Consider the following 21121-nt stretch of genomic DNA (forward strand, 5'->3'; position numbering starts at 1 on the left):
CGACCGCAGCATCAAAACGGATGAACGGAGAAAAAGATGATCAAGGCGCCGGGCGTGGCGCGGAGTCGGGGGCGAGACGACTCGAATGGGTCAGCCGGGCGGCGGGGTCAGGCGTGGGGCGGATCCGGCCGGGCAGGGGCGATGGCCGCGGTCGGGCAGGGGCGGGCGGCCGAGCCGGTTTTCAGCGGGGCGGCTCCGGGAGCTCCTCGCCCGTCTCCAGAAGGGACTTGAGGCTGGAGATCAGCGCGGGCCAGCCCTCGCCGATCAGGCCCTTGATGGTGCCGTCGGGCTCCAGGTCGCCATGGGTGACCGTGAGCTTCACCGTGTCGCCGGACGGCTCGATCACGAAGGTGACCCGGGACCGGCGCTCGCGGGTGAGGCGCTCGTACACCTCCTGGTCGAGTCGGACGGCCTCCGCCCAGTCCGGGGTGAAGGTGTGCCAGGTGTACGAGAGGAGGCGGCCGGGCTTGGCCTCCAGGACCACCTGCTCGGGGTCGACGGTCCTGCGGCCCTGCTCGTCCCAGACCATCGACGCGCCCGGGGTCCACGTCGACTCGAAGGCCACGCCCCAGTAGCGGCGGGTGAGCTCCGGCTCGGTGAGCGCCTGCCAGAGCTCCTCGGGAGTGGTCCGGATATAGGTGGTGTACACGAACGTGTCGCTGTCCATCGCGCTGCCCCTCGGATCTGCTGCCCCGCGGCCTGCCCCTCTCCAGCCTAGGCAGGCGCCGGACGGACCTGCCAGCGAAGGACGGCCGTCCGGCTCCTTCGGACGGCCACTCGGTTGATTAGGTGCGGACGAAACTATTCAACGTGCTGCTAGCGTGTCCGGATGTCGCTCAAGCACGCCGTCCTCGCAGCTCTCCTGGAGGGCGAGGCCTCCGGATACGACCTGGCCAAGATCTTCGACGTGTCCGTCGCCAACTTCTGGGCCGCCACCCCGCAGCAGCTCTACCGCGAGCTGGAGCGGCTCGCCGAGGCCGGTCTGATCACGGCCCGCGTGGTGCAGCAGGAACGGCGCCCCAACAAGCGGATGTTCAGCCTCACGGAGTCGGGCCGACGGGATCTGGTCGCCTACACGAGCACCCCGCCGCGCCCGAGCGCCGTCCGCGACGAGCTGATGGTGCAGGTCCAGGCCTGCGACGAGGGCGACACCGCGGCCGTCCGGGAGTTCGTGGCGCAGCGGATGGAGACGGCCCGGGCGAAGCTCGCTGGCTACGAGCGGCTGCGGGAGTGGATGCTCGCCGGCCGGGACGAGGACACGTACCTGGGCGAGGCGGAGCGCGTCGGACCGTACCTCACCCTGATGCGGGGGCGGTTCTTCGAGGAGGAGAACCTGCGCTGGGGCGAGCGGGCCCTCGTCGTGCTCGACCGGCGCGCCGCGGCACGGAGCGCGGCCCCGGAGGCGGTACGCCAGGGGTGACGCCGGTCCTACTCTGCGGTAACGTCACGGCCGGCCGCCGGAGGCACCGGTGGCGCCACACGGACGCATCGAGGACGGCCTGAAATGAACGTCGGTGACCTCGTCGAGGACTTCACCCTTCCGGACGAGACGGGCGCGCCGCGCTCACTGACCGGCCTCCTCGCCGAAGGCCCGGTCGTCCTCTTCTTCTATCCGGCGGCTCTCACCCCGGGCTGCACCGCCGAGGCCTGTCACTTCCGTGACCTCGCGGCCGAGTTCCGTGCCGTCGGCGCCCTGCCGGTCGGCATCAGCTCCGACGGGGTGGAGCGGCAGCAGGAGTTCGCCGAGCGGCACTCGCTCGGCTACCCCCTGCTGTCCGACCCGGACGGTGCCATACGGGAACGGTTCGGTGTGAAGCGTGGCTTCTCGCTCGCGCCGACGAAGCGGGTCACCTTCGTGATCGGCCAGGACCGGCGGGTCCGGGAGGTCGTCCGCAGCGAACTGCGGATGAGCGCCCACGCGGACCGCGCCCTCGCGGCCCTGCGCGGCGCCTGACCGGGCAGAACCCTCAGACGCCGAGCAGTTTGGCCTTGGCGGCCGCGAACTCCTCCGGCGTGAGCAGACCCTGCTGGGCGAGCTCGCCGAGCCGTGCCAGCTGGTCGGTGATCGACGGTGCCCCGCCGGGGGCGGGCTGCGCGGCGGGGGTCGGCGGCGCCGGGGGCTGCTGCTGGGCCTGGAGTTCGGCGATGGCCTGCTCCTGGTCCTCCTCGCGGCGCGCGGCGCGGGCGGAGCTGCGGCCCGCCGCGTAGGCCGCGCCGCCCACGAGGGCGCCGCGCAACAGGGGCGCGCCGACGGGCCGGACGACGGGTCGCAGGAGGGGGCGTCGTCGCAGGAACATGCTCAGCTCCTTCCGACCGCTGCGGCGGCCACGGCCTCGCGATGGGCGACCCTCGCCTCTTCGACCAGCACGGGCGGTACGCGCACGCTCCCGGCGATCCGGCCGCCGGCCTGGCGGATCGCGTCCGTCGCCCGCGTGGCCCAGACGTGCTCGACGAGCAGCATCAGCGCGCAGGAGCCCGGTTCGAGCGTCTCCGCCGCCTCGGCCGCGTCCTCGGGACCGAGCAGATTGACCTCGGGTCCGATCTCGGCCGTGGCCTCGTCGAACTCCTCGTACTCGACGAGTTCGGAGGTGGACACCTCGCCCGCCACGGACTTGACGACGACGAGCGAGTCGATCAGGCGCACCTGGCCGGCCCTGCGCAGCTCCGCGATGGCCGTCACCGCCGCCACTTTCAGCCGCTCCCCCGGGAAGGCGAGCACGACACATTCCACCGGCCCCATGTTGCTCCGTTCCGTTCCTCGTGCGATGCGCGGCCCCGCGCGGGCGGGTGGTGGTCCCGGTTCCGGCGACGGTCCGCGGCCTCCATCCGAACACGGCCGCGCCGGGCCCGCACGTGCGGGCGTACGACATGCGGGCGTGCGAGGGCTGAGCGAAACTCGCTGCATCGCCAGGCCTTCCCCGGCCTGCGCGGGAACGGAGTGCAGGAATGGACGACTACCCCCTCCTCAACGTCTTCTGGACCATGCTGTGGTTCTTCCTCTGGATCATGTGGCTGTTCCTGCTGTTCAAGGTGATCACCGACATCTTCCGGGACCACTCCCTCAGCGGTTGGGGCAAGGCAGGCTGGCTCATCTTCTGCATCCTGCTCCCGTACCTCGGCGTGCTGGTCTACGTCATCGCACGCGGCAAGAGCATGGGTCAGCGGGACATCAAGCAGGCCAAGGAGAGCGAGGCGGCGTTCCAGGAGTACATCCGCAAGACCGCCGGGACACAGGGCGGCGGCACGAGCCCCACTGACGAACTCGCCCGGCTGGCCGACCTCAAGGAGAAGGGCGCCATCACGCCCGAGGAGTTCGAGAAGGCCAAGGCCAAGGTCCTGTCCTGAGACTGAGAAGGCGGCGGGCCGCGGGCCCGGAGGAAGGCGGGCGCGGTGCCGGGCTCCCGGGATCCCTGCTGCGAGAGGTCGCGGCGGAGCCCGGGAGGCTCCCGGAGGCGCTCGCCTCCTTCGCCCTGCGCCACCTCGGGCCGGGGGCCGGGCCCGCGGTCGAACGCCTCCGTGCCGCCCATCCGGAAGCCGACGCGGCGGCTCTGCGGTCCCTCGTCATCAGCCGAGGCCGCCGGAGGGTCGTGACGGAAGGCGCCTTCGTCGGCGGCCCGTTCCTCCTCTTCATCCCCGTCGCCTTCTGCGCCGCCATCCTCTCCCAGGCGCGCACGGTGCTCGAACTCGCCGCCTGCGAGGGGCGGGATCCCACGGATCCGGAGCGGGCGGCCGAACTGCTCGTCCTGCAAGGGGTGTACGGAGACACCGAGACGGCCCTGGCCGCACTCGACGCCCACGCGGCCGAGCCCCCCGCGCGCGGGGGACGGGGGCGTACGGGCGTCCTGTGGGACCTGGTGATGCGGATGGCGCGGCTCCTCGGACTGCTCACGCCCTCCGACGACGGCCCCGGCCGGCTCGCGCGGTTCGGCCAGTGGGTCCTCGTGGTCTGCGTGTTCCTCATCGGTCTGGTGGCCCCGCTCGTCTGGCTGCCGTACATGGCAGTCTCGTACAACCGCGCCACGAACCAGCTCATGGACCGGGCCACCGTCTTCTACGTCGGCTCGCGCGACCTGCGCTCGCCGCGCCGCGTCCGGGTGGACCCGGCCATGGCCACGGCCGGGCTTCGCGCGCTGGGATCAGTGGTGCTCCCGGTGGGCGGACTGCTCGTGGTCGCCGCCGCGGACCTCCGGATCGCGGGCGGACAGTGGCCCGTGGCCGGGATCGTCCTGGTGACCAGCTGCCTGCTCACGGGCGGCTGGTGGGTGTGGCACCGCCGGAGGCGTCGCCGGGAGCCACCCCCTTAATACGTACCCGAGATACCGCTTTGATACGGTCATGGCGTGAGGCTGACCAAGTTCACCGACCTGGCGCTCCGTGCCGTGATGCGCCTGGCGGTCACCGCATCGGACGAGTCCGTCACCACCCGCGAGGTGGCGGAGTCGATGGACGTGCCCTACGCGCACATGGCGAAGGTGGTCACCCGGCTCCAGCACCTCGGCGTGGTCGAGGCGCGGCGGGGCCGCGGTGGCGGCCTGGCCCTGACGGAGCTGGGGCGCCGCTCCTCGGTGGGCTGGCTGACCAGGACCCTGGAGGGCGAGGAGGAGGTCGTCGCCTGCGAGGGCGACCCGCCGTGCCCCCTGCGCACCGCGTGCCGGCTGCGCGGAGCACTGCGCGAGGCGCAGGAGGCCTTCTACCGCGCGCTCGACCCGCTCACCGTCGCCTCGCTCGTGGAGTCACCGACCGGCCCGCTGCTCCTCACTCTCAGCCCACGTCCGCCACAGGCCCCCTGACCGGGTCACCACACTCCCGGTGGGCCACTGAGGGGCATCCGCACCCCCTTTAATAGGTAGATCATCTACCAGATTGAGAGTTCCCATGCTGTCCGAGCAGGCCGTTCCCGTCGTCCGCGCCACCCTGCCCGCCGTCGGCGGCGCGCTCGACGAGATCACCGAACGCTTCTACGGGCGCCTCTTCACCGCCCACCCCGAGCTCCTGCGCGACCTGTTCAACCGGGGCAACCAGGCCAACGGGGAGCAGCGGAAGGCGCTCGCCGGCTCGATAGCCGCCTTCGCCGTCGCCCTGCTCGAGAACCCGGACAGCCGCCCCGACGCCATGCTGTCCCGCATCGCGCACAAGCACGCCTCGCTCGGCGTCACCTCCGAGCAGTACAAGACGGTGCACGAGCACCTCTTCGCCGCGATCGTGGAGGTCCTCGGCGGGGCGGTGACCCCCGAGGTCGCACAGGCCTGGGACGAGGTCTACTGGCTGATGGCGAACGCGCTCATCGCCGTGGAGGCCCGTCTCTACCAGGAGGCCGGTGTCCCCGAGGGCCAGGTCTGGCGGTCCATGGAGATCGCCGAGCGGCGCGAGGAGACGTCCGACACGGTGTCCTTCACCCTGCGCCCCGCCGACGGGACTCCGACGACCCCGTTCCGGCCGGGCCAGTACGTGAGCGTCCGGGTCGCGCTGCCCGACGGCGCCCGGCAGATCCGCCAGTACAGCCTGTCCGCCGCTCCCGGGCACCCGCAGTGGCGGATCACGGTGAAACGGGTCGACGGCGACCCGGCGGGCGAGGTCTCCTCCTGGCTGCACGCGCAGGCCCGCGCGGGCGACACCGTGGAGGTCTCGGCCCCGTTCGGCGACCTCGCCCTGCCCGAGGGCGACAGCCCTCTGCTGCTCGCCTCCGCCGGCATCGGCAGCACCCCGATGCTGGCGATGCTCGACCATCTCGTCGCCACCGGATCGACCCGGCCGGTCGTCGTGGTGCACGCCGACCGCACGCCCGACTCCCACGCGCACGCCGCCGAGCTGCGACGCCTGGTGGACGCCCTCCCGCAGGGGACGCTGCACCTCTGGTACGAGGAGCCGGGCGAGTCCGGCGCCCGTCCCGGCCGCGCGGACGTGACGCTCATCGACCTGCCGGCGGGCACCACCGCGTACCTGTGCGGGCCGCTGCCCTTCCTGCGCGCGGTGCGCGGCGACCTCCTCGGCCGGGGCACCGCCGCGGCCGACATCCACTACGAGGTGTTCGGCCCCGACCTCTGGCTCGGCGCCGAGGGCTGAGCTCTCACCCCCTCCCCTTCAGCTCCCCCCTTCGATCCCCATGCACCATGGCGTTAATTCCACGGGTATTGCATAGTGAGGTGCCATATCAACCTCGCAATCAGCGGGTTCGCAGGAAATGGACGGAAGCGATGGGATCGTTCGGAGCAGCAGGGGAAGGCCGGGGCACGGGGCGGCCGGTGCGCGGGATCGCCCTCGACATCGGCAGCTCCCGGACCCGCGCCTGGGCTCCGGGCGCGGGCGTCTTCGCGGACGTGCCGAGCGCTCCGGTACGCCGCGGCCGGGTGACCGACGCCGACTCCCAGCTCCGTCTGCTTCGACGCCTGGCCGCCTCGGCCCCGGGTGGCGGCGGGCACGACACCGTCGTGATGCTCACCCACCCGGTCCTCGCCGCCCCCGAGGAGCGGGCAGCCGCGAAGCGGCTCGTCGACGGTCTCGGCCCGGTGCGGGTCATCGCCGTGGACAGCGCCCGCGCGGCGGCCGCCTATGCCGCCCCGTCCGGCGGGGGCCCGCTGCTCGTGGTCGACCTCGGCGCCCAGCTGACGGAGGTCACGCTCGTCGTGGACGGCCTCGTCGAGGACGCCCGGCTCGCCGAGGTGGGCCTCGACGACCTTCCGGACTCCGGAAGCGCGCCGGACGCGATCGCCACGACGACCGCCGACATGGTGAGCGACCTGTGGCGGCATGACCGCACCGGCGCGGTCCGCGGGGCGCTGCGCCGGGGCGTCCTGGTGACGGGCGGCGGCGCCCTGCGCCTCGATGTGACGGGACGGCTGGCTCACCTCCTCCGCGCCCGGCTCCGGCTGGCGAACGATCCCTCCACGAGCGTCGTCCGTGGCGCCGGTCTGATGCTGGCCTCCGCCCTCCGCCACCCGGCCGGCGCCCTGCCCCGCGACTGACGGAGGGTCAGCAACCGGTGGACCAGATGTGGGAGTCGCCGCGGTCGTTGGCGGCGCCGTCGTAGCCGACCTCCTGCCCCGGGGCGAGACAGATGGTCATGCTGCCGCCCTGCCAGGCGCTGTCGTAGACCTGGACGTGGTCCTTGATCCCTGGTCCGGAGATGCCGTGGTTCGCCCATGAGGAGTCGGTGTCGGAGATCCAGCTCTCCCACCAGCCGTCGTCCCCGCTCCAGTTGGCGCGCTGACCGCCGAAGTTCGCGTCCTGCCAGACGCAGAACTCCCCGCTGGGGCATTCGGCGGCTCCGGCGGAGGTGGCGAGGGCGAGTCCGGAGGTGACGGCGAGGAGGGCGGCGGCGGAGGTGGCGATGAGTCGCTTCACGAGTGGGTGGAGCCCTTCTGCGGGTGGGTGGACGCGGACAGTTCGACTGCCCGCCGCAGCGCGCTGTCGCGCAGCTGCCGGTAGGTGGTGAGTTCGTCGCGGCGCAGCGAGCGCACCGTGACCAGTTCCGCGGCTTCGAGTCGGGCGCGGACGGCCTCGAGTCCGGTTTCGCGGGCGCAGCGAGTCGCGACGGTGGGAGCGGGGCGGTCGGGGCGGGGGTGACCGGGCGGGCCGGCGCATCGGGTCCAGCGGGCGAGCGCCGCCTGGTGGGCGGGGTCGGCGCGCATCCGGGCCTGGGCTTCGGTACGGAGGTTGTCGACGGTGACCTGGGCCCGGAACCAGCGGCGCTGGTCGCCGTAGAGCCGGTGGCGGGCGGTGGCGAGGCAGCCGTCCTCGTGGGCGGTGACGGTGGCGCCCGTGGCGAGGGTGACGGAGAGCTCGTGGGGCCCGGAGCCGAAGAGCGCCGCCTGGAAGGCGCGGTCCTCGTCCGGAGCGCGGGGCCGGGCCGCGAGGGTGAGCCCCCTGGCGTCGAGACAGTCCGCCACGAGGCGGTGCTCGGCGGCCCTGAGGAGCTCGTCCTGGGCCGCGGTGTCCGCCGGGACGCTCGGGGGCGCGGGCCCACCGGGTCCGATGGTGGCGCAGCCCGAGAGCAGCAGCGTGGCGGCCGCGGCGAGGAGGGTGCGACGGGCACGGGAGGCGGTGCGGGAGGTGGTGCGGACCATGGGGCTCCCCCTTCGATCGTCCCTGGTCGGAGTGGCCGGCGGTGATCGTCTTGACCGGCTCGGGAAGATCACTGCCCGGCTGCCGGGCCGCCATGCCGAGGCTCACTCGAACGAGTCGAACGCGCCGGGGTGCGCGCCGCTCACGCGCCGTCGACGCACCGCCGACGAGGGAGGAGGTGGGGGTCCTCCACGCGACGAAGCCCCGGTTGGACGGGGGATTCCAACCGGGGCCGATCGCCGTGACGGACGAAGAGCGGTCACCTCTCGGGGGGGACCTTGGGGACCGGACCCCTTCGCAGTCACACACGTATGAACGGTAAACCTTTCCCGAATGTTCCGAGAAATCCCGGGTGGTCGATGTGAGCGACCTCACCCGGTTTCGGCAGGTCCGTCAGTCCCTCTCGGGGCGGTAGACCTCACCGGCCTCGGCCTTGCCGGGAGCGAGCAGTTCCGGGACCGTCACGAACGTGAAGCCCCGCCGCTTGAGCTCGTCGATGATCGAGGGCACGGCCGGCACCGTGCCGTCGTAGATGTCGTGGAGCAGGATGATCCCGTCACGGTGTGCGACCTCCAGCACCCGCTGACGTATCAGCGCCGGGTCGGTGGTCGAGTAGTCCTTGGCCGTGATGCTCCACAGGACCTGGGCGAGTCCGAGCTCGCGGCTGACGTCGGAGACCGTGCCGTCGGTGCGGCCCTGGGGCGGGCGCATGAGCGTGGGCTTCCGGCCGGTGATCTTCTCTATGGCGTCCTGGGTCTTCGACAGCTCCTCACGGACCTCCGACTCGTCGAGGTCGGTGAGGATCCGGTGCGACCAGGTGTGGTTGGCCACCTCGTGGCCTTCGTCGGCGATGCGCTTGACCACATCGGGGTAGCGGTCGACGTGCTTGCTGCCGAGGAGGAAGAAGGTCGCCGGCACCTGCTTCTCCTTGAGGACGTCCAGGAGATGGGGGGTGTCCTTGCCCGGTCCGGCGTCGAAGGTCAGCGCTATGCACTTGACCTCGGCGCAGTCGACGCGGCGGCCCCCGTCGCCCGCCTTGTCGTCCGATCCGGCCTCGCCCCGGGCGTCCTGCGGGGTGAGCGGATCGACTCCGCAGCCGCTCAGCGTCAGCAGCAGCGATGCCGCGGCGAGCACGGCGGTGGCCACTGCCCTGCCGCGGACAGGCCTGGATCGGAACATGGTGGACCCGCTTTCCCCGTGGTGTCTTCGGTACAGCCGTCACCGCTGGTCAGGGCGGCGCGCTTGATCGGAAGGCACTCTACATACGGTGTATAGCGGGGATGTCGGCGGGGTCCGCCGGGCCCTTCACGGGCACACGAGAACCCCGGGCGGCGCCCGTCCGCGCCGCCCGGAGTGTCTACGCGTCCCGCTCAGCGGGACGCGAGCAACAGTCGGGCCTCGGTCTCCTGGTCACCGGAGACGGACTGGAGTGACTGGATGTCGAAGCCGCTGGCGAGCACCTTCTCGACCTCGTCGACGGCGTGGTAGCCACCCGTGAGCGTGGCGCCGACCGGGGCGGTCAGATGGGTGGGGGCCACGTCCTCGTGCCGTCCGGCGGCGGTGTCGAACGTGGCGCTCCAGACCGTGGGAACCGGTCCCGTGGCGGCCTGCGGGCTCACCGTCTCCATGTCCTCCAGCTGGTAGACGCGGTCGAGGACGTCGAACACGGCCTGGGCGTCCTCCCTGCAGCAGTCGCTCAGCTGCACGGTGACGTCGGTGTCGATGTGCAAGTCGTACACGTCGCTCATCTCCTCGCGGCCCGCCGGCCGCTCGTGGTGCCACGCGCTCCTCGGGCCGGGCGCTCGTCGTGCCACGTCTCCAGCATCCCTCTCGGGAGGCCGCCCCGCGAGAGCCGCCGAACGGAGTCAGCGACCCTCGATGATCCGCTCGACGGTGTCGGCCTCCGAGGCCCGCTTGTCGGGCCGGTGCCGTACGACCCGGGCGAACCGGAGCGTGACCCCGGCCGGATAGCGCGTCGAGGCCTGGAGTCCGTCGTACGCGATCTCCACGACGAGTTCGGGCCGTACACGTACGGTGAAGCCGTCGTCCGACAGCGCGAGCTCGCCGAGCCGCTCGGTCTGCCAGCGCAACATGCTGTCCGTGAGCCCTTTGAAGGTCTTCCCCAGCATCACGAAGCCGCCGTCGGCGGTCCGCGCGCCGAGGTGGAGGTTGGAGAGCAGTCCGGTCCTGCGGCCATGGCCCCGCTCCACCGCGAGGATCACGAGGTCGACGGTGTGGACCGGTTTCACCTTCAGCCAGGTACGCCCCCGGCGCCCGGCCACATAGGGCGCCTCCAACGCCTTGACCAGCACCCCTTCATGCCCCCGGGCCAGGGTGTCCGCGTAGAACCCCTCTGCGGCCTCGGTCTGCCCGCGCTCGGCCGGATCGGTCACGACGGTACGGCGGACCCGCTGGGCCTCCGGCAGCAGACGGGCGAGAACGGCGTGCCGCTCCGCGCCCGGCCGGTCGATCAGACTCTCTCCCTCCACCGCGAGGACGTCGAAGAACACCGGCGTCAGGGGAAGCGCGGCGCGCGCACCCGCCACGTCGGACCGGGATCCCACCCTGGACGCGATCGACTGGAACGACACCGGGCGCCCGGTTCCGGGGTCGAGGGCGATCACCTCGCCGTCCAGGATGAACGCGTCGGCGTCGACCGCCCCGGCGGTCGCCACCACCTCGGGCAGGCGGTCGGTGATGTCGTCGAGCGAGCGGGTGTACACCCGCACCTCCTCGCCGCGCCGATGCACCTGAATCCGGATCCCGTCAAGCTTCTCCTCCACCGCGCAGGCCCCCAGGTCGGCGATCGCCTCGGCGACGGAAGCGGCCGTATGCGCGAGCATGGGCTGCACGGGACTGCCGACCCGCAGCGTGAACCGGTCGAGCGCGGTCACCCCCTCGGCCAGCACGGCCTGGGCGACCGGGGGCAGCGACCCTTCGAGCATCACGGCGCGCCGCAGTTCGCCGGCCGGCACCCCGGCGGCCTTGGCCACGCCTTCCAGGGCGATGGCGTCGAGTGCCCCCTGGCGCACCTCGCCGGCCAGCAACCGCAGCAGGAGTTCCTGTTCGTCGAGGGTGGCGGCCGCCAGGAGCGCGTGGACGAGCCGGGTCCGCGCGGCGCGGGCCCCGGCGCCGGACACGGCGGCGAGCTCCGCCATCGCCCCGTCGACCTGCCCCAGCGTGAGCCCGGGCTCATCGACGGGCGGAACGGCCGGCGGGATGACCTCCTTGAGGATGCTCCACCCGACCCCGATCCGCCCCTGCGGCAGCCGCCCGGACAGATACGCGATGACGAGGGGGCTCTCCTCGGGCCCTGCCTCGGCGAACAGCTCGCCGAGCAGAGCGATCTTGCGCGTGCGTGCGGCCGTGGCGGCGACCTCCCGGGACACTTCCGCGACACGCGCAAGCAGCATGGGCCCATCCTCTCGACCCGCCGCCGGGGCCGCACGCCGGAGTACCGCATCAGGGCCAGTCCACCGGCCGCCTCCGCCGCCGGGGCCGCGCCGCACCCGCGGCCCTCCCCCGCCGGAAACGCTCGAACAGCCTGCTCCGCCGGGGCCGCCCCGGCGGAGCGCCGACCACCGCCGACCGACCGACCACCGCCGACCGACCGGCCGAACCCGGCCCGGCAGCGTCCGGCACAGCGTGAACCGACGCCACAGGAACTGACGCCAAGGGAACTGACATCCCCGGATCCGACACCACTGGGTCCGACACCCGTGGATCCTGCATGCTCGGAGCCGGCACCCGTGGAGCCGGCACCCTCGGAGCCGGAACCCTTGGAGCCGGCACGTCCAGTGACGCGCATGACCTCGCCGAACCCCTCGGATCCGGCACCTCCCGCGGCGCCCATGGCCTAGCCGACGCCCCCTGGGCCCGCACGGCGGCTTCCGCATCCCCGGGGTGCGGCGCCTGGCGTTCCGCGCGGGCTTCGTCCAGGGCCAGGGCCAGGCTCAGGCGGTGCCAGAGGATCTCGTCCGGGTCGTCGGCCAGGGTCAGCCGTTCGGCCAGCTCGCGCGCGACCGGCGACACAGGCATCCCCGGCGGCGGAGGCGGGCGCAAGCGGTCGAGGTGCGTGCGCTCATAAGGATCGTCGACGACCTCGGCCACCTGGACCGGATCGAGGAGCGAGGCGATGGCGGCGGCCCGCGCCCACGGGTCCTCGGTGGCACGGAGCAGCAGGGCGAGCCGCCGCGCCCGCCAGTTCCTGGCCCGCCGGTCCTCGTGCGCGGCGAGACGCGCACGGAGCTCCAGCGGCAGCCGCCCCGTGAGGAGGTCCGGGCGTGTCCGGCCGAACTCGACGACCTCCTGCGGCAGATACAGCCAGACCACGGCCCGGTAGCGGTTCAGCGAGAACCGCACCGGACTGACGTGTCCCGTCCGGGCCAGCCGGGTGAACCGGTCGGCCGTGATCCCGAGGAGGGCGGCGGCCTCCCCCGTACCGACCGCGCGGACCCGCTCGCGCAGGCCTGCGGGAAAGTCCGGGCCGGCCCTGAGGCGGTCGAGCTCGCACCGCTCGACCCGCCGCCGTCCCGCCTCGCCGGCCGGCACCGTCCGCACCAGGCCGAGCTGGACCGCGAGCCGGAACTCGTCGCGCCTCAGCTCCAGTTCCTGCGCGGCCCGCCCCGGTGTCACCGTGCGCGTTCCTTCGTCCACCGTCATGGCGGCCCTCCCCCTTGCGTCCGTGTTCGCTCCGTCGCGGGCCCCTCGGACCCACACAGAACACCGTAACGCAGAGTGACGACACCCGCACGACCTGTGGACAACGCCCTGTGGACAACCGTCCGGCAGTGGCGTCAGATCACGCCGCCGTCCGGGATTCCGGGCTGCCGCGCCGCCACGCCGAGGTGTTCGCCGACCCGGTTGACCAGCAGCGTCATCTCGTACGCGACCTGGCCGACGTCCGCCTCGGCCGCGCTCAGGACGCACAGGCAGCTGCCTTCGCCGGCCGCCGTCACGAAGAGCAGCGCGTCGTCGAACTCCACCATCGTCTGCCGCGCCCTGCCCGCCCGGAAGTGCCGGCCCGAGCCCCTGGCGAGGCTGTGCAGACCGGAGGAGACGGCCGCCAGGTGCTCGGCGTCCTCGCGCACGAGCCCGCTGCTCGCGCCCGTCACCAGACCGTCGTTCGACAGCACCAGCGCGTGCCGTATGTATCCGACCCGCTGGGTCAGGTCGTCCAGGAGCCAGTCCAGTCCCTTGTCCAATGCCATCAGTGATCCTCCCCCTAGCCGGTACGTCCCCTTGGGCGGACCCTGTTGGTCCGCACGGCCCTCGTGGTCCGTACCGTCGTCGTCCGCGTATCGCCGCAAGCCTTACGCACTGTCGTGGACAGGGCAAGCACCGCACCACGCCCGCGCGTGCCGCAGGATGGGGCCATGACGAGAATGACCGAGGAACAGTGGCGGACTTTCGTGTCCGAGGGGACCCGTACGGGCAAGCTGGCGACGGTGCGCGACGACGGCAGTCCGCACGTCGTCCCCGTCTGGTTCCTGCTCGACGGCGACGACTTGGTGTTCAACACGGGCAAGGACACGGTGAAGGGACGCAACCTCGCCCGCGACGGCCGGGTGTCCCTCTGCATCGACGACGACACCCCGCCCTTCGCCTATGTGTCGATCCGCGGTCGGGCCGAACTCAGCGAGGACCCGGTCGAGTTGCTTCACTGGGCCACCCGGATCGGCGGCCGGTACATGGGGGCGGACCGGGCGGAGGAGTTCGGGGAGCGCAACGCGGTCCCCGGCGAACTCCTCGTCCGGGTGCGGATCGAGAAGGTGATCGCCGAGGCCGGCATCGCCGACTGAGGTCCCGCCCCGCCGCCCCAGGACGCCCTCGCCCCCCGTGCACCTCAGCCGACGGTGTTCAGGAGCCGGGCGGTGAGCATCCGCCCCGCGTACTCGACCAGCCGGATGAGCACCTCCTTCCCCGAATCGCGGTCGCGCGCGTCGCACAGGACGACGGGCGTGCCGCGGTCCAGGTCGAGCGCCCGGGACACGTCGTGCGCCCCGTACGTACGCGCGCCCGTGAAGCAGTTGACGGCGACCACGAACGGGATCTTCCGGTGCTCGAAGTAGTCGACCGCCGGAAAGCAGTCCTCCAGGCGCCGCGTGTCGGCGAGGACGACGGCTCCCAGGGCGCCCTGCGAGAGCTCGTCCCACAGGAACCAGAACCGGTCCTGCCCGGGCGTGCCGAAGAGGTAGAGGGAGAGCCCGGAGCGGATCGTGATGCGGCCGAAGTCCATGGCGACGGTCGTGGTGGTCTTCTGGTCGACGCCCCCCGTGTCGTCGACCAGTTCGCCGGCCCTGCTGAGCTGTTCCTCGGTCCGCAGGGGCCGGATCTCGCTGACCGCGCCGACGAGGGTGGTCTTGCCCACGCCGAATCCGCCGGCGACCAGGATCTTCAGGGCGAGGGCGGTGTCCGCGCCGTCCTCGGCGCCGGTGCTCTCAGAGCGCTCGTAGGCCATCGATTACTTCCCTCAGGATTCTTTCGTCGGGGAGCTGTGCGGGGGGTACGGGCCGGCTGACGCGCACGAAGCCCGATTCGAGGAGATCGCCGAGGAGGACCCGGACGACGCCGACGGGCAGGTCGGCGTCCGCGGCGAGTTCGGCGACCGACTGGGTCTCGGCCCTGCACAGGGTGAGCAGGGACCGGTGCTCGGGGCCGAGGAGCGCTTCCTCGGCCGGTCCGGGCGGCTCGTCGTCCACGACGACGAGTGCGATGAGGTCGAACCGTACGTTGCTGGGGCCCGGCTTGGTCCGTCCGCCGGTCATCGCGTACGGGCGTACGAGCGGTCCTGCGTCGGCGTCGTACCACTGACTGCCCGGCACGGTCGGGTCGGCGCCGGTGCTGTCGTCGTTCATGGGCTTCTCCGGGTCAGCCGACGGCCGGCGGGGTCACCGTGAGGCGCGGCGGGGTGTGCAGGTGCTCGCCGACGCGCTTCACGAGGCGGGCCATCTCGTAGGCGATGAGGCCGATGTCGGCGCTCGCGGAGCTGAGGACGGCGAGGCAGGAGCCGTCCCCCGCCGCGGCGACGAAGAGGAAGCCGTCGTCCATCTCGACCATGGTCTGGCGGACTCCGCCGGTGTGGAACTGGCGTCCGGCGCCCTTGGCGAGGCTGTTGAAGCCGGAGGCGATGGCGGCCAGGTGCTCGGCGTCCTCACGGCTGAGTCCGTTGGAGGCGCCCACGGCGAGTCCGTCGTTCGAGAGCACCACGGTGTGGCGGACCTCGCGGACGCGCATGACGAGGTCGTCGAGGAGCCAGTCCAGTTCGCCGGACCGGTGGTGCGAGATCCGCTCGTGGTCGATCATGCGTCGTCTCCTTCGGAGCGAGGGTCGAGGGGGGCGGTGCCGTGGCCGGGGTCCTGGCCCGTGTCGGTGGCGAAGCCCGTACCGAGGGGTCGTCTGGCGCCAGGGACGGCGCCACCGCCCCGCTGCCAGCCGTCCCGGTACGCCGCCATGCGGTCCCGGACCTGTTCCGGGGTCCGTGCGCCGGTGCCGGGTGCGACCGGTACGGACACCGGCTGCGGGGCCGGTGCCTCACGCAGCTGCGGAACGAGACTCGCCTGCCGTACGCGACGGGGCAGTTCGCCGTCGGAGGCCGCGGAGGCATCGTGCCCGGGCGCCCCTTCGCCGGTCGGTGTGGCCGGCGGCCGCTCCCGGGAGGGCGGCGGGACGAGCGGTGGTACGGAGGGGCCGCGGCGGCGCAGTTCGGTGACGCCCGCGGGTGCCGGAGCCGGGCCGGGGCCGGGCTCCGGCCGCGCCCCGAGCGCGGGCACGGCGGTCGGGCGCGCCAACGGCTGCGGGCGGGCGCCCGTCGGGGGCTGCGGAGGGTTCGACGGGCGGGATCCGTCCGTCGGCTGGGGCAGGCTCCCGGCCCGTACGCCGGGCGACGGCGGCGGGGCAGGGCGTCCGGTGGCGACGGGCGAGGCCGGATTCCCAGAAAGCGCAGGGGGGATCGGGGCAGCCGGGGCCGATTGCGGTGCCTGGGGCCGGCCGAAGCGGCGGGCCTCGGCGCGGTGCGCCTCCTCACGTTCCCGCGCGGCGCGCGCGTTGTCGGTGTGCGGGGCCTGACCGGTCCTGCCGTCGACGACCGGACCGCCCGGGAGGTGCGCAGGGGGGTTCCCCGCGCGCGGGGTTCCGGCGTGAGGGGTGTCGGTTGCGCTCGCCGACGCGCCGCGGCCGGGCGGCAGGGCGCCCTGGAGGAGGTCGGTCGGGAGCAGGACGACGGCGGTCGTGCCGCCGTAGGGCGAGGTCCGCAGATGGACCTTGATGTCGTGGCGGGAGGAGAGGCGGCTGACCACGAAGAGGCCGAGCCGGTCGCTGTCGAAGAGGTCGAGGGCCTCCGACTGGGCGATGCGGGCGTTCGCCTCGGCAAGGGTGTCCTTGCCCATGCCGAGCCCCCGGTCCTCGATCTCCAGGGCGTAGCCGTTGCCGACGGGTTCGCCGCTGACCCGCACCTTGGTGTGGGGCGGGGAGAACTGGGCGGCGTTCTCGATGAGTTCGGCGAGCAGGTGGGTGAGGTCGGCGACGGCACCGCCGACCACGGCCGTCTCGGGAAGCCGCCGGACCTCCACGCGCGCGTAGTCCTCGATTTCGGAGACGGCGGCGCGGACGACGTTGGTGAGGGGGACGGGCATGCGCCAGGCGCGGCCGGGGGCGGCTCCGGAGAGGATGATCAGGCTCTCGGCGTGGCGTCGCATGCGGGTGGTGAGGTGGTCGAGCCGGAACAGGTCGCCGAGTTCGTTGGGGTCGTCGGCGCGCCGTTCCATGCTGTCCAGGAGGTTGAGCTGGCGGTGGACGAGGACCTGGCTGCGGCGGGCGAGGTTGACGAAGACGCCTGAGATGCCGCTGGCGAGTTCGGCGCGTTCGACGGCCGCGGAGAGCGCCGCACGGTGGACGGTGGTGAGAGCCTCGCCGACCTGGCCGATCTCGTCCTGGGAGACGGGCCCGGGCGGGGCCTCGGCCTGGACGTCGATCTCCTCGCCCGCGCGGAGCCGACGCATGGCCGCGGGGAGTTTGCGGCGTGCGATGCCCAGGGCGGTGTTGCGGAGGCTGACGAGCTCGACGACGAGGCCGCGGCCGATGCGTACGGAGATGACGAGCGAGGCGGCGACGGCGGCGAGGCCGAGTACGACCGCCGCGCCGCCCGCGGTGAGGGCACCGCCGGCGAAGGGGTCGGCGCGGTCGGCCGCCGCGCCGCGCGCGTCGTTCTCGATCGCGGTGAGTCCGCCCCGTACGGCCGCGAGGGTGGCGTCCCACTCGGCGGACGTGACGGCCTGGGCCGCGGGGCGGCCCGGGCTCGCGGCGCCGACCCGCTCCTCGGCCCGGGTGAGCCGGGTCTGCTCGTCGCCGGCGGCGAGCCGGGCCCACGCGGCGCGTGCGGCGGCGGGCAGGTCGGCGGAGGCCGAGGCGGTGAGGGCACGCCGGGTCTCGACGGCGCCGGTGAAGGCGCGGAGCCGGTCCGCGGTGAGCCGGCCGGTGAGGTGGGCGGAGGTGAGGACGGCGTCCTCACGGGACAGCATCTCGCCGGCCCGGCCGAATTCGAGGAGTACGCGCGCGTCGGACCCCTGCTCGGCGTCCTGTATGCCGCTGAGGGCGCCGCCGACGGCGAAGGCGGCGGAGATGGTGTCCGTGTACGCCGTGTAGACCTGGTCCCAGTCGGCACGCCCGTCGGCCGCGGCGGTACGGAGCCGGGCGAGGCCCTCGACCTTGCCGACGAAGACGCTCACCCGGTCGGCGACCTCGCCGGGCAGGTCTCCGGTGTCGCCGACGGTGTGGCTGCCGTCCAGGCGGAGCCGGTCGACGGCCTCGTCCGTACGGCGGACGCGGTCCTTGAGCTCGGCGGCCCGGGTGGATCCGGGCGCCGCGACCTGCCGTACGGCGGCGCGCCGTTCGGCCTGGAGTGCGGCGAGGGCGGCCGTGACGGGCTCGCGGATCTCGGCGTCGACGCGCTGGAGCTGGCGGAGGCGGGCCACGTCCTGCGCGGTGCTGACGGTGGCGAAGCCCCAGAGGGCGAGGAGGGAGACGACCGGGACCATCAGGAGCGAGACGATCTTGGCGCGAACCGTACGCGGCCGCAGCCCCTGGAAGGAAGGACGGCCACGTGGCGCGTCGGACCCGTGCGGTCCTGCGGAGTCCTGGGGGCGCCCGGAGGTCCGGGCGGCGGTGCCGCCGTCTCGTGCCACGAAGGGGCCGGCGGGGTGGGCGGCGGAGTCGGCCTCGCCGGCCACGAACGGGCCGGCGGGGTGGGCAGCAGTGCCGTCCTCGCCGGCCACGAACGGGCCCGCCGGGTGGCCTGCACTTCCCGGCACCTGGGTGCCCGCGGCGCCCGTCCGGCGCGCCGTCGCAGAGGCCTCGGGGGTTCGTTCCCCCGGCTCGTCGGCGGGCGGGCCTGCGTGTGCGCGCCGCCCGCGCGCGGCCGCCGGTGGCGGCGTGGCCGCCTCGGCGTCCTTGTTCTTGCGGGGAGTTCGCATGGCCTCCTCGTTCCGGCTGCGACTGTCTCTGGTGCGGTGTGGCCTGGTGTGCTCAGGGGTGTCGGGTCAAGCGGGTCAGGGTCGGCGCGTCCCGGCAGGGTCGGCTCGCGACGGCCAGGGGCGGCGCGTGACGGTCAGGTCGTGGGTGTGCGGGCCGCCTCCGGGGTGCGGAAGCCGGGTGGCGCGACGTCCACCGCGCGTTCGTCCGGTTCCGTGAGGCGTCCGGCGGAGGCGTACGCGGCGCGTTCCCTGGCCGTCGGGGAGAGGGCGACGAAGGCGGAGGTGATGAAGAGGTACGAGCCGAGGCCGACGGCGAGCGGGAAGATGAACTGCATGACCGTGGCTCCCGGGAGGGTGGCCCCTGAGGGGACGACCTCGACCCGCACCGCGAACATGCCGGTGTAGTGCATGCTGCTGACGGCCGCTCCCATCACGAGCGAGGCGACGGCCACGGCGGCGGGCGCGTGGATGTTGAGCGCCGCCCAGAGCGCGGCCGTGGCGGCGACGACGGCGATCAGCACCGACAGGCCGACGAGCAGCGGGTCGTACCGCACCTGGCCGTGGAGCCGGAGCGCGGCCATCCCCATGTAGTGCATGCTCGCCACGCCGATGCCCGTGGTCAGCCCGCCGATCAGGAGGGAGCGGACCCGGTCGCGTCCGTAGCCGACGGCGAAGACCCCGACGCCGACGACGGCCATCGCGATGAGGAGGCTGAGGATGGTGAGCGGCACGTCGTAGCGGATGTCGGTGCCCGTCACTCCGAATCCGAGCATCGCCACGAAGTGCATCGTCCAGATGCCGGTGCCGATCGCGGAGGCTGCGGTGAGGAGCCAGTTGCGCCGTGACCTGCCGGTCGCGTCGAGCGCTCGTACGGTGCAGCGCAGCCCGAGGGCGGCGCCGATGCAGGCCATCGCGTACGACAGCACGGGTGTCAGCCAGCCGAAGGTGGCGTGGTCCAGGTGTCCCATGGCTCAGGGACGCTAGTGCGCACCGGGGGGCGCACAGGGGGCGCATTTCGAAAGCTGCTGGAATATGACAGAGAGATGGTCCCGAACGATCAGGCCGAGCTCGAACGTGCACACAGAACGTTCACCCCTCCGTGTGCGGAAGGGTGCGAGATCATGAGCACATGAGCGATGACCCCACGCATGTACGAGAGTTCTTCGGCGCCCGCGCCGCCGACTGGGACAGCCGGTTCCCCGACGACGGCCCCGCGTACGCCGCGGCCGTGGACGAACTCGGACTCCGCCCCGGCGACGCCGTGCTGGACGCCGGCTGCGGCACCGGCCGCGCGCTCCCGCCGCTCCGTGCCGCCGTCGGCCCCTCCGGCACGGTACTCGGGGCCGACCTCACCCCCGAAATGATCGAACGGGCCGTCAGCGCCGGACGCGGCGGCGAGTCCGGCGGGACGCTGCTGCTCGCCGACGTCGGCCGGCTGCCGGTGCGCGACGGGGCACTCGACGCCGTCTTCGGGGCGGGGCTCATCTCGCATCTCGCGGAGCCCGTCGCCGATCTGCGGGAACTCGCCAGGGTCGTACGGCCCGGGGGCAGGCTCGCGCTGTTCCACCCGATCGGGCGAGCCGCCCTCGCGGCCCGCCACGGCCGGCAGATCACACCGGACGACCTGCGCGCCGAGCCCCGGCTGCGCCCCGTGCTCGCCGAGGCCGGCTGGCGACTCGTCAGCTATGTCGATGAGGACGCCCGCTATCTGGCTCTCGCCGTCCGCGAGGACTGAGCCGGGCCGCGGGGCCCGATGCGGCAGAGTCGGGGCAGGGTCGGCGGAGCCGTCGCGGAGGCTGTCGCGGATGCCAACGCACCCTTCTTTACCGGCACTTCACTGTCTACCGTAGAAACGCCGGGCAGTCGTGCCCGGGAAAGGCGGCGGGCCGTGGCACGAGTACCGGAAAGACTGCGCAGACTCCTCCCCTCCGGCCGGAAGGCGCCCGAAGCCGCCGCGCCGGCTCCACCGCGCCCCCGACAGGGACACAACCTCTTCGAGGCCGCCGCCGAGTACGTGGCGGCCTGTGCCGAGGACGACCTGGCCCGGGCTGAGGAGGCGGCGAGCCGGGTCTCCCCCGGCATGCTCTCCTTCGGCGTGAACGAACTGGCCTGCCGGGCGCTGATCACCCTCGCCAGGGAACGGAACGAGTCCCCCCGCACCGTCGCCCGCTCGCTCCTCGGTCTGCGGGACGCATCAGGAGCACGGCGGGCCGGCGACGCATGACGGGCCCGGCCCCGGCGGGTCGAGGTTCGCTGGTGGAGACCCTCGACGCGCGGGTTACCCACTGGTTAAGGTGCGCCGACGACCAGATGGGGAGGAAGCCGTGGCTGGGACGGACCCGATCGCCGAGGCCGACGCCGACGCGCTCCTAGTGCTGACCGCGGCGCTGCTGACGCCCGCGCGATTCCCGAGCGTGCTCGGCGACGACTACCCGGCGGCCTGCGCCGCGCTCGGCCTTCAGCCGTACGCCGAGGGGTACGGGCTCGTGTTCGGCCAGGACGGGCACGGGGCCCGCTGGACGGTCGTCGTCGACGACGTGTCCCTCGTCGCCGTGGCCATCTCCTCCTGGGACTGCGGCATGGCGTACGAC

25 protein-coding genes and 1 pseudogene are annotated in these 21121 nt (G+C 73.2%); 11 read left to right on the plus strand and 15 right to left on the minus strand.

Annotated features, from left to right (window positions below; all coding sequences use genetic code 11):
- Positions 1 to 181: 181 nt before the first annotated feature.
- Positions 182 to 667 carry an SRPBCC family protein gene (locus tag ACWGN5_RS01635; protein WP_453510569.1) on the minus strand — a complete coding sequence of 162 codons (486 nt, stop codon included), beginning with the start codon at positions 665 to 667 and terminating at the stop codon, positions 182 to 184.
- Positions 668 to 829: 162 nt separating this feature from the next.
- Between ACWGN5_RS01635 and ACWGN5_RS01640 the strand changes: the two genes are divergently transcribed.
- Complete coding sequence (locus tag ACWGN5_RS01640) at positions 830 to 1420, plus strand: PadR family transcriptional regulator (protein ID WP_453510571.1); 591 nt, start codon at positions 830 to 832, stop codon at positions 1418 to 1420.
- Between the two features lie 84 nt (positions 1421 to 1504).
- Entirely contained in the window at positions 1505 to 1954 is a 450-nt protein-coding gene (locus ACWGN5_RS01645; protein WP_453510573.1) for a peroxiredoxin, read from the plus strand.
- Positions 1955 to 1967: 13 nt separating this feature from the next.
- On the opposite strand, the gene ACWGN5_RS01650 is transcribed toward ACWGN5_RS01645, so the two are convergent.
- Both ACWGN5_RS01650 and ACWGN5_RS01655 read right to left on the minus strand, forming a co-directional pair.
- A complete protein-coding gene (locus ACWGN5_RS01650; protein WP_453510574.1) occupies positions 1968 to 2297 on the minus strand; it encodes an SHOCT domain-containing protein in 330 nt (109 codons plus the stop codon).
- A 2-nt stretch (positions 2298 to 2299) separates the two neighbouring features.
- Complete coding sequence (locus ACWGN5_RS01655) at positions 2300 to 2740, minus strand: DUF6325 family protein (RefSeq protein WP_453510576.1); 441 nt, start codon at positions 2738 to 2740, stop codon at positions 2300 to 2302.
- A 206-nt stretch (positions 2741 to 2946) separates the two neighbouring features.
- On the opposite strand from ACWGN5_RS01655, the gene ACWGN5_RS01660 reads away from it, so the two are divergent.
- From ACWGN5_RS01660 to ACWGN5_RS01680, 5 genes are all read left to right on the plus strand, one after another.
- On the plus strand, positions 2947 to 3345 hold the full coding sequence (locus tag ACWGN5_RS01660) for an SHOCT domain-containing protein (RefSeq protein ID WP_453510578.1): 399 nt from the start codon (positions 2947 to 2949) through the stop codon (positions 3343 to 3345).
- Between the two features lie 242 nt (positions 3346 to 3587).
- Positions 3588 to 4304: a hypothetical protein gene (locus ACWGN5_RS01665; RefSeq protein ID WP_453510580.1), complete on the plus strand. Its 717-nt coding sequence runs from the start codon at positions 3588 to 3590 to the stop codon at positions 4302 to 4304.
- Positions 4305 to 4340: 36 nt separating this feature from the next.
- A complete protein-coding gene (locus tag ACWGN5_RS01670; RefSeq protein ID WP_453510582.1) occupies positions 4341 to 4790 on the plus strand; it encodes an RrF2 family transcriptional regulator in 450 nt (149 codons plus the stop codon).
- Between the two features lie 85 nt (positions 4791 to 4875).
- Positions 4876 to 6063 carry a globin domain-containing protein gene (locus ACWGN5_RS01675; RefSeq protein WP_453510584.1) on the plus strand — a complete coding sequence of 396 codons (1188 nt, stop codon included), beginning with the start codon at positions 4876 to 4878 and terminating at the stop codon, positions 6061 to 6063.
- A 131-nt stretch (positions 6064 to 6194) separates the two neighbouring features.
- Positions 6195 to 6962, plus strand: coding sequence for a rod shape-determining protein (locus ACWGN5_RS01680; protein ID WP_453510586.1), 768 nt, complete (start codon positions 6195 to 6197; stop codon positions 6960 to 6962).
- A gap of 7 nt (positions 6963 to 6969) precedes the next feature.
- On the opposite strand, the gene ACWGN5_RS01685 is transcribed toward ACWGN5_RS01680, so the two are convergent.
- From ACWGN5_RS01685 to ACWGN5_RS01715, 7 genes are all read right to left on the minus strand, one after another.
- A complete protein-coding gene (locus tag ACWGN5_RS01685; RefSeq protein WP_453510588.1) occupies positions 6970 to 7341 on the minus strand; it encodes a peptidase inhibitor family I36 protein in 372 nt (123 codons plus the stop codon).
- A complete protein-coding gene (locus ACWGN5_RS01690) occupies positions 7338 to 8063 on the minus strand; it encodes a hypothetical protein (RefSeq protein WP_453510590.1) in 726 nt (241 codons plus the stop codon). The genes ACWGN5_RS01685 and ACWGN5_RS01690 overlap by 4 nt, the downstream gene beginning before the upstream one ends.
- A gap of 391 nt (positions 8064 to 8454) precedes the next feature.
- Positions 8455 to 9240, minus strand: coding sequence for a polysaccharide deacetylase family protein (locus ACWGN5_RS01695; protein WP_453510592.1), 786 nt, complete (start codon positions 9238 to 9240; stop codon positions 8455 to 8457).
- A 191-nt stretch (positions 9241 to 9431) separates the two neighbouring features.
- Positions 9432 to 9875, minus strand: coding sequence for a hypothetical protein (locus tag ACWGN5_RS01700; RefSeq protein WP_453510594.1), 444 nt, complete (start codon positions 9873 to 9875; stop codon positions 9432 to 9434).
- 51 nt (positions 9876 to 9926) lie between these two features.
- Positions 9927 to 11474 carry an ATP-dependent DNA ligase gene (locus tag ACWGN5_RS01705; RefSeq protein WP_453510596.1) on the minus strand — a complete coding sequence of 516 codons (1548 nt, stop codon included), beginning with the start codon at positions 11472 to 11474 and terminating at the stop codon, positions 9927 to 9929.
- Positions 11475 to 11523: 49 nt separating this feature from the next.
- Entirely contained in the window at positions 11524 to 12723 is a 1200-nt protein-coding gene (locus ACWGN5_RS01710) for a DUF6397 family protein (RefSeq protein WP_453510598.1), read from the minus strand.
- Between the two features lie 134 nt (positions 12724 to 12857).
- On the minus strand, positions 12858 to 13271 hold the full coding sequence (locus ACWGN5_RS01715; RefSeq protein WP_369148695.1) for a roadblock/LC7 domain-containing protein: 414 nt from the start codon (positions 13269 to 13271) through the stop codon (positions 12858 to 12860).
- 165 nt (positions 13272 to 13436) lie between these two features.
- Between ACWGN5_RS01715 and ACWGN5_RS01720 the strand changes: the two genes are divergently transcribed.
- Positions 13437 to 13862: a PPOX class F420-dependent oxidoreductase gene (locus ACWGN5_RS01720; RefSeq protein ID WP_453510600.1), complete on the plus strand. Its 426-nt coding sequence runs from the start codon at positions 13437 to 13439 to the stop codon at positions 13860 to 13862.
- 44 nt (positions 13863 to 13906) lie between these two features.
- Here the strand turns inward: ACWGN5_RS01720 and ACWGN5_RS01725 are convergent, their stop codons facing one another.
- From ACWGN5_RS01725 to ACWGN5_RS01745, 5 genes are all read right to left on the minus strand, one after another.
- On the minus strand, positions 13907 to 14521 hold the full coding sequence (locus ACWGN5_RS01725; protein WP_453510602.1) for a GTP-binding protein: 615 nt from the start codon (positions 14519 to 14521) through the stop codon (positions 13907 to 13909).
- Positions 14502 to 14918 (minus strand): DUF742 domain-containing protein, encoded by a 417-nt coding sequence (locus ACWGN5_RS01730; protein WP_369148692.1) that lies wholly within the window; start codon positions 14916 to 14918, stop codon positions 14502 to 14504. Before ACWGN5_RS01730 ends, ACWGN5_RS01725 begins: the two co-directional genes overlap by 20 nt.
- 13 nt (positions 14919 to 14931) lie before the next feature.
- Complete coding sequence (locus ACWGN5_RS01735; RefSeq protein WP_453510605.1) at positions 14932 to 15366, minus strand: roadblock/LC7 domain-containing protein; 435 nt, start codon at positions 15364 to 15366, stop codon at positions 14932 to 14934.
- Positions 15363 to 18530, minus strand: coding sequence for a nitrate- and nitrite sensing domain-containing protein (locus ACWGN5_RS01740; RefSeq protein WP_453510607.1), 3168 nt, complete (start codon positions 18528 to 18530; stop codon positions 15363 to 15365). The genes ACWGN5_RS01735 and ACWGN5_RS01740 overlap by 4 nt, the downstream gene beginning before the upstream one ends.
- Positions 18531 to 18664: 134 nt before the next feature.
- Positions 18665 to 19498, minus strand: coding sequence for an MHYT domain-containing protein (locus ACWGN5_RS01745; protein ID WP_453510609.1), 834 nt, complete (start codon positions 19496 to 19498; stop codon positions 18665 to 18667).
- 161 nt (positions 19499 to 19659) lie between these two features.
- Between ACWGN5_RS01745 and ACWGN5_RS01750 the strand changes: the two genes are divergently transcribed.
- The 3 genes and pseudogenes from ACWGN5_RS01750 to ACWGN5_RS01760 form a co-directional block, all read left to right on the plus strand.
- Positions 19660 to 20265 (plus strand): class I SAM-dependent methyltransferase, encoded by a 606-nt coding sequence (locus ACWGN5_RS01750; protein WP_453510610.1) that lies wholly within the window; start codon positions 19660 to 19662, stop codon positions 20263 to 20265.
- A gap of 153 nt (positions 20266 to 20418) precedes the next feature.
- Positions 20419 to 20754, plus strand: a complete 336-nt coding sequence (locus ACWGN5_RS01755; protein WP_453510611.1) for a hypothetical protein — start codon at positions 20419 to 20421, stop codon at positions 20752 to 20754.
- Positions 20755 to 20854: 100 nt separating this feature from the next.
- Positions 20855 to 21121, plus strand: a pseudogene (locus ACWGN5_RS01760) (hypothetical protein); the annotation flags it as partial.

This window comes from Streptomyces sp. NPDC055815 (assembly GCF_053616475.1).

Coding starts and splice junctions, on each gene's coding strand:
- ACWGN5_RS01690 (WP_453510590.1), bottom strand. CDS start 8,063: ATGGTCCGCACCACCTCCCGCACCGCCTCCCGTGCCCGTCGCACCCTC.
- ACWGN5_RS01660 (WP_453510578.1), top strand. CDS start 2,947: ATGGACGACTACCCCCTCCTCAACGTCTTCTGGACCATGCTGTGGTTC.
- ACWGN5_RS01745 (WP_453510609.1), bottom strand. CDS start 19,498: ATGGGACACCTGGACCACGCCACCTTCGGCTGGCTGACACCCGTGCTG.
- ACWGN5_RS01680 (WP_453510586.1), top strand. CDS start 6,195: ATGGGATCGTTCGGAGCAGCAGGGGAAGGCCGGGGCACGGGGCGGCCG.
- ACWGN5_RS01675 (WP_453510584.1), top strand. CDS start 4,876: ATGCTGTCCGAGCAGGCCGTTCCCGTCGTCCGCGCCACCCTGCCCGCC.
- ACWGN5_RS01740 (WP_453510607.1), bottom strand. CDS start 18,530: ATGCGAACTCCCCGCAAGAACAAGGACGCCGAGGCGGCCACGCCGCCA.
- ACWGN5_RS01750 (WP_453510610.1), top strand. CDS start 19,660: ATGAGCGATGACCCCACGCATGTACGAGAGTTCTTCGGCGCCCGCGCC.
- ACWGN5_RS01650 (WP_453510574.1), bottom strand. CDS start 2,297: ATGTTCCTGCGACGACGCCCCCTCCTGCGACCCGTCGTCCGGCCCGTC.
- ACWGN5_RS01720 (WP_453510600.1), top strand. CDS start 13,437: ATGACGAGAATGACCGAGGAACAGTGGCGGACTTTCGTGTCCGAGGGG.
- ACWGN5_RS01695 (WP_453510592.1), bottom strand. CDS start 9,240: ATGTTCCGATCCAGGCCTGTCCGCGGCAGGGCAGTGGCCACCGCCGTG.
- ACWGN5_RS01715 (WP_369148695.1), bottom strand. CDS start 13,271: ATGGCATTGGACAAGGGACTGGACTGGCTCCTGGACGACCTGACCCAG.
- ACWGN5_RS01655 (WP_453510576.1), bottom strand. CDS start 2,740: ATGGGGCCGGTGGAATGTGTCGTGCTCGCCTTCCCGGGGGAGCGGCTG.
- ACWGN5_RS01735 (WP_453510605.1), bottom strand. CDS start 15,366: ATGATCGACCACGAGCGGATCTCGCACCACCGGTCCGGCGAACTGGAC.
- ACWGN5_RS01645 (WP_453510573.1), top strand. CDS start 1,505: ATGAACGTCGGTGACCTCGTCGAGGACTTCACCCTTCCGGACGAGACG.
- ACWGN5_RS01710 (WP_453510598.1), bottom strand. CDS start 12,723: ATGACGGTGGACGAAGGAACGCGCACGGTGACACCGGGGCGGGCCGCG.
- ACWGN5_RS01635 (WP_453510569.1), bottom strand. CDS start 667: ATGGACAGCGACACGTTCGTGTACACCACCTATATCCGGACCACTCCC.
- ACWGN5_RS01730 (WP_369148692.1), bottom strand. CDS start 14,918: ATGAACGACGACAGCACCGGCGCCGACCCGACCGTGCCGGGCAGTCAG.
- ACWGN5_RS01640 (WP_453510571.1), top strand. CDS start 830: ATGTCGCTCAAGCACGCCGTCCTCGCAGCTCTCCTGGAGGGCGAGGCC.
- ACWGN5_RS01705 (WP_453510596.1), bottom strand. CDS start 11,474: ATGCTGCTTGCGCGTGTCGCGGAAGTGTCCCGGGAGGTCGCCGCCACG.
- ACWGN5_RS01725 (WP_453510602.1), bottom strand. CDS start 14,521: ATGGCCTACGAGCGCTCTGAGAGCACCGGCGCCGAGGACGGCGCGGAC.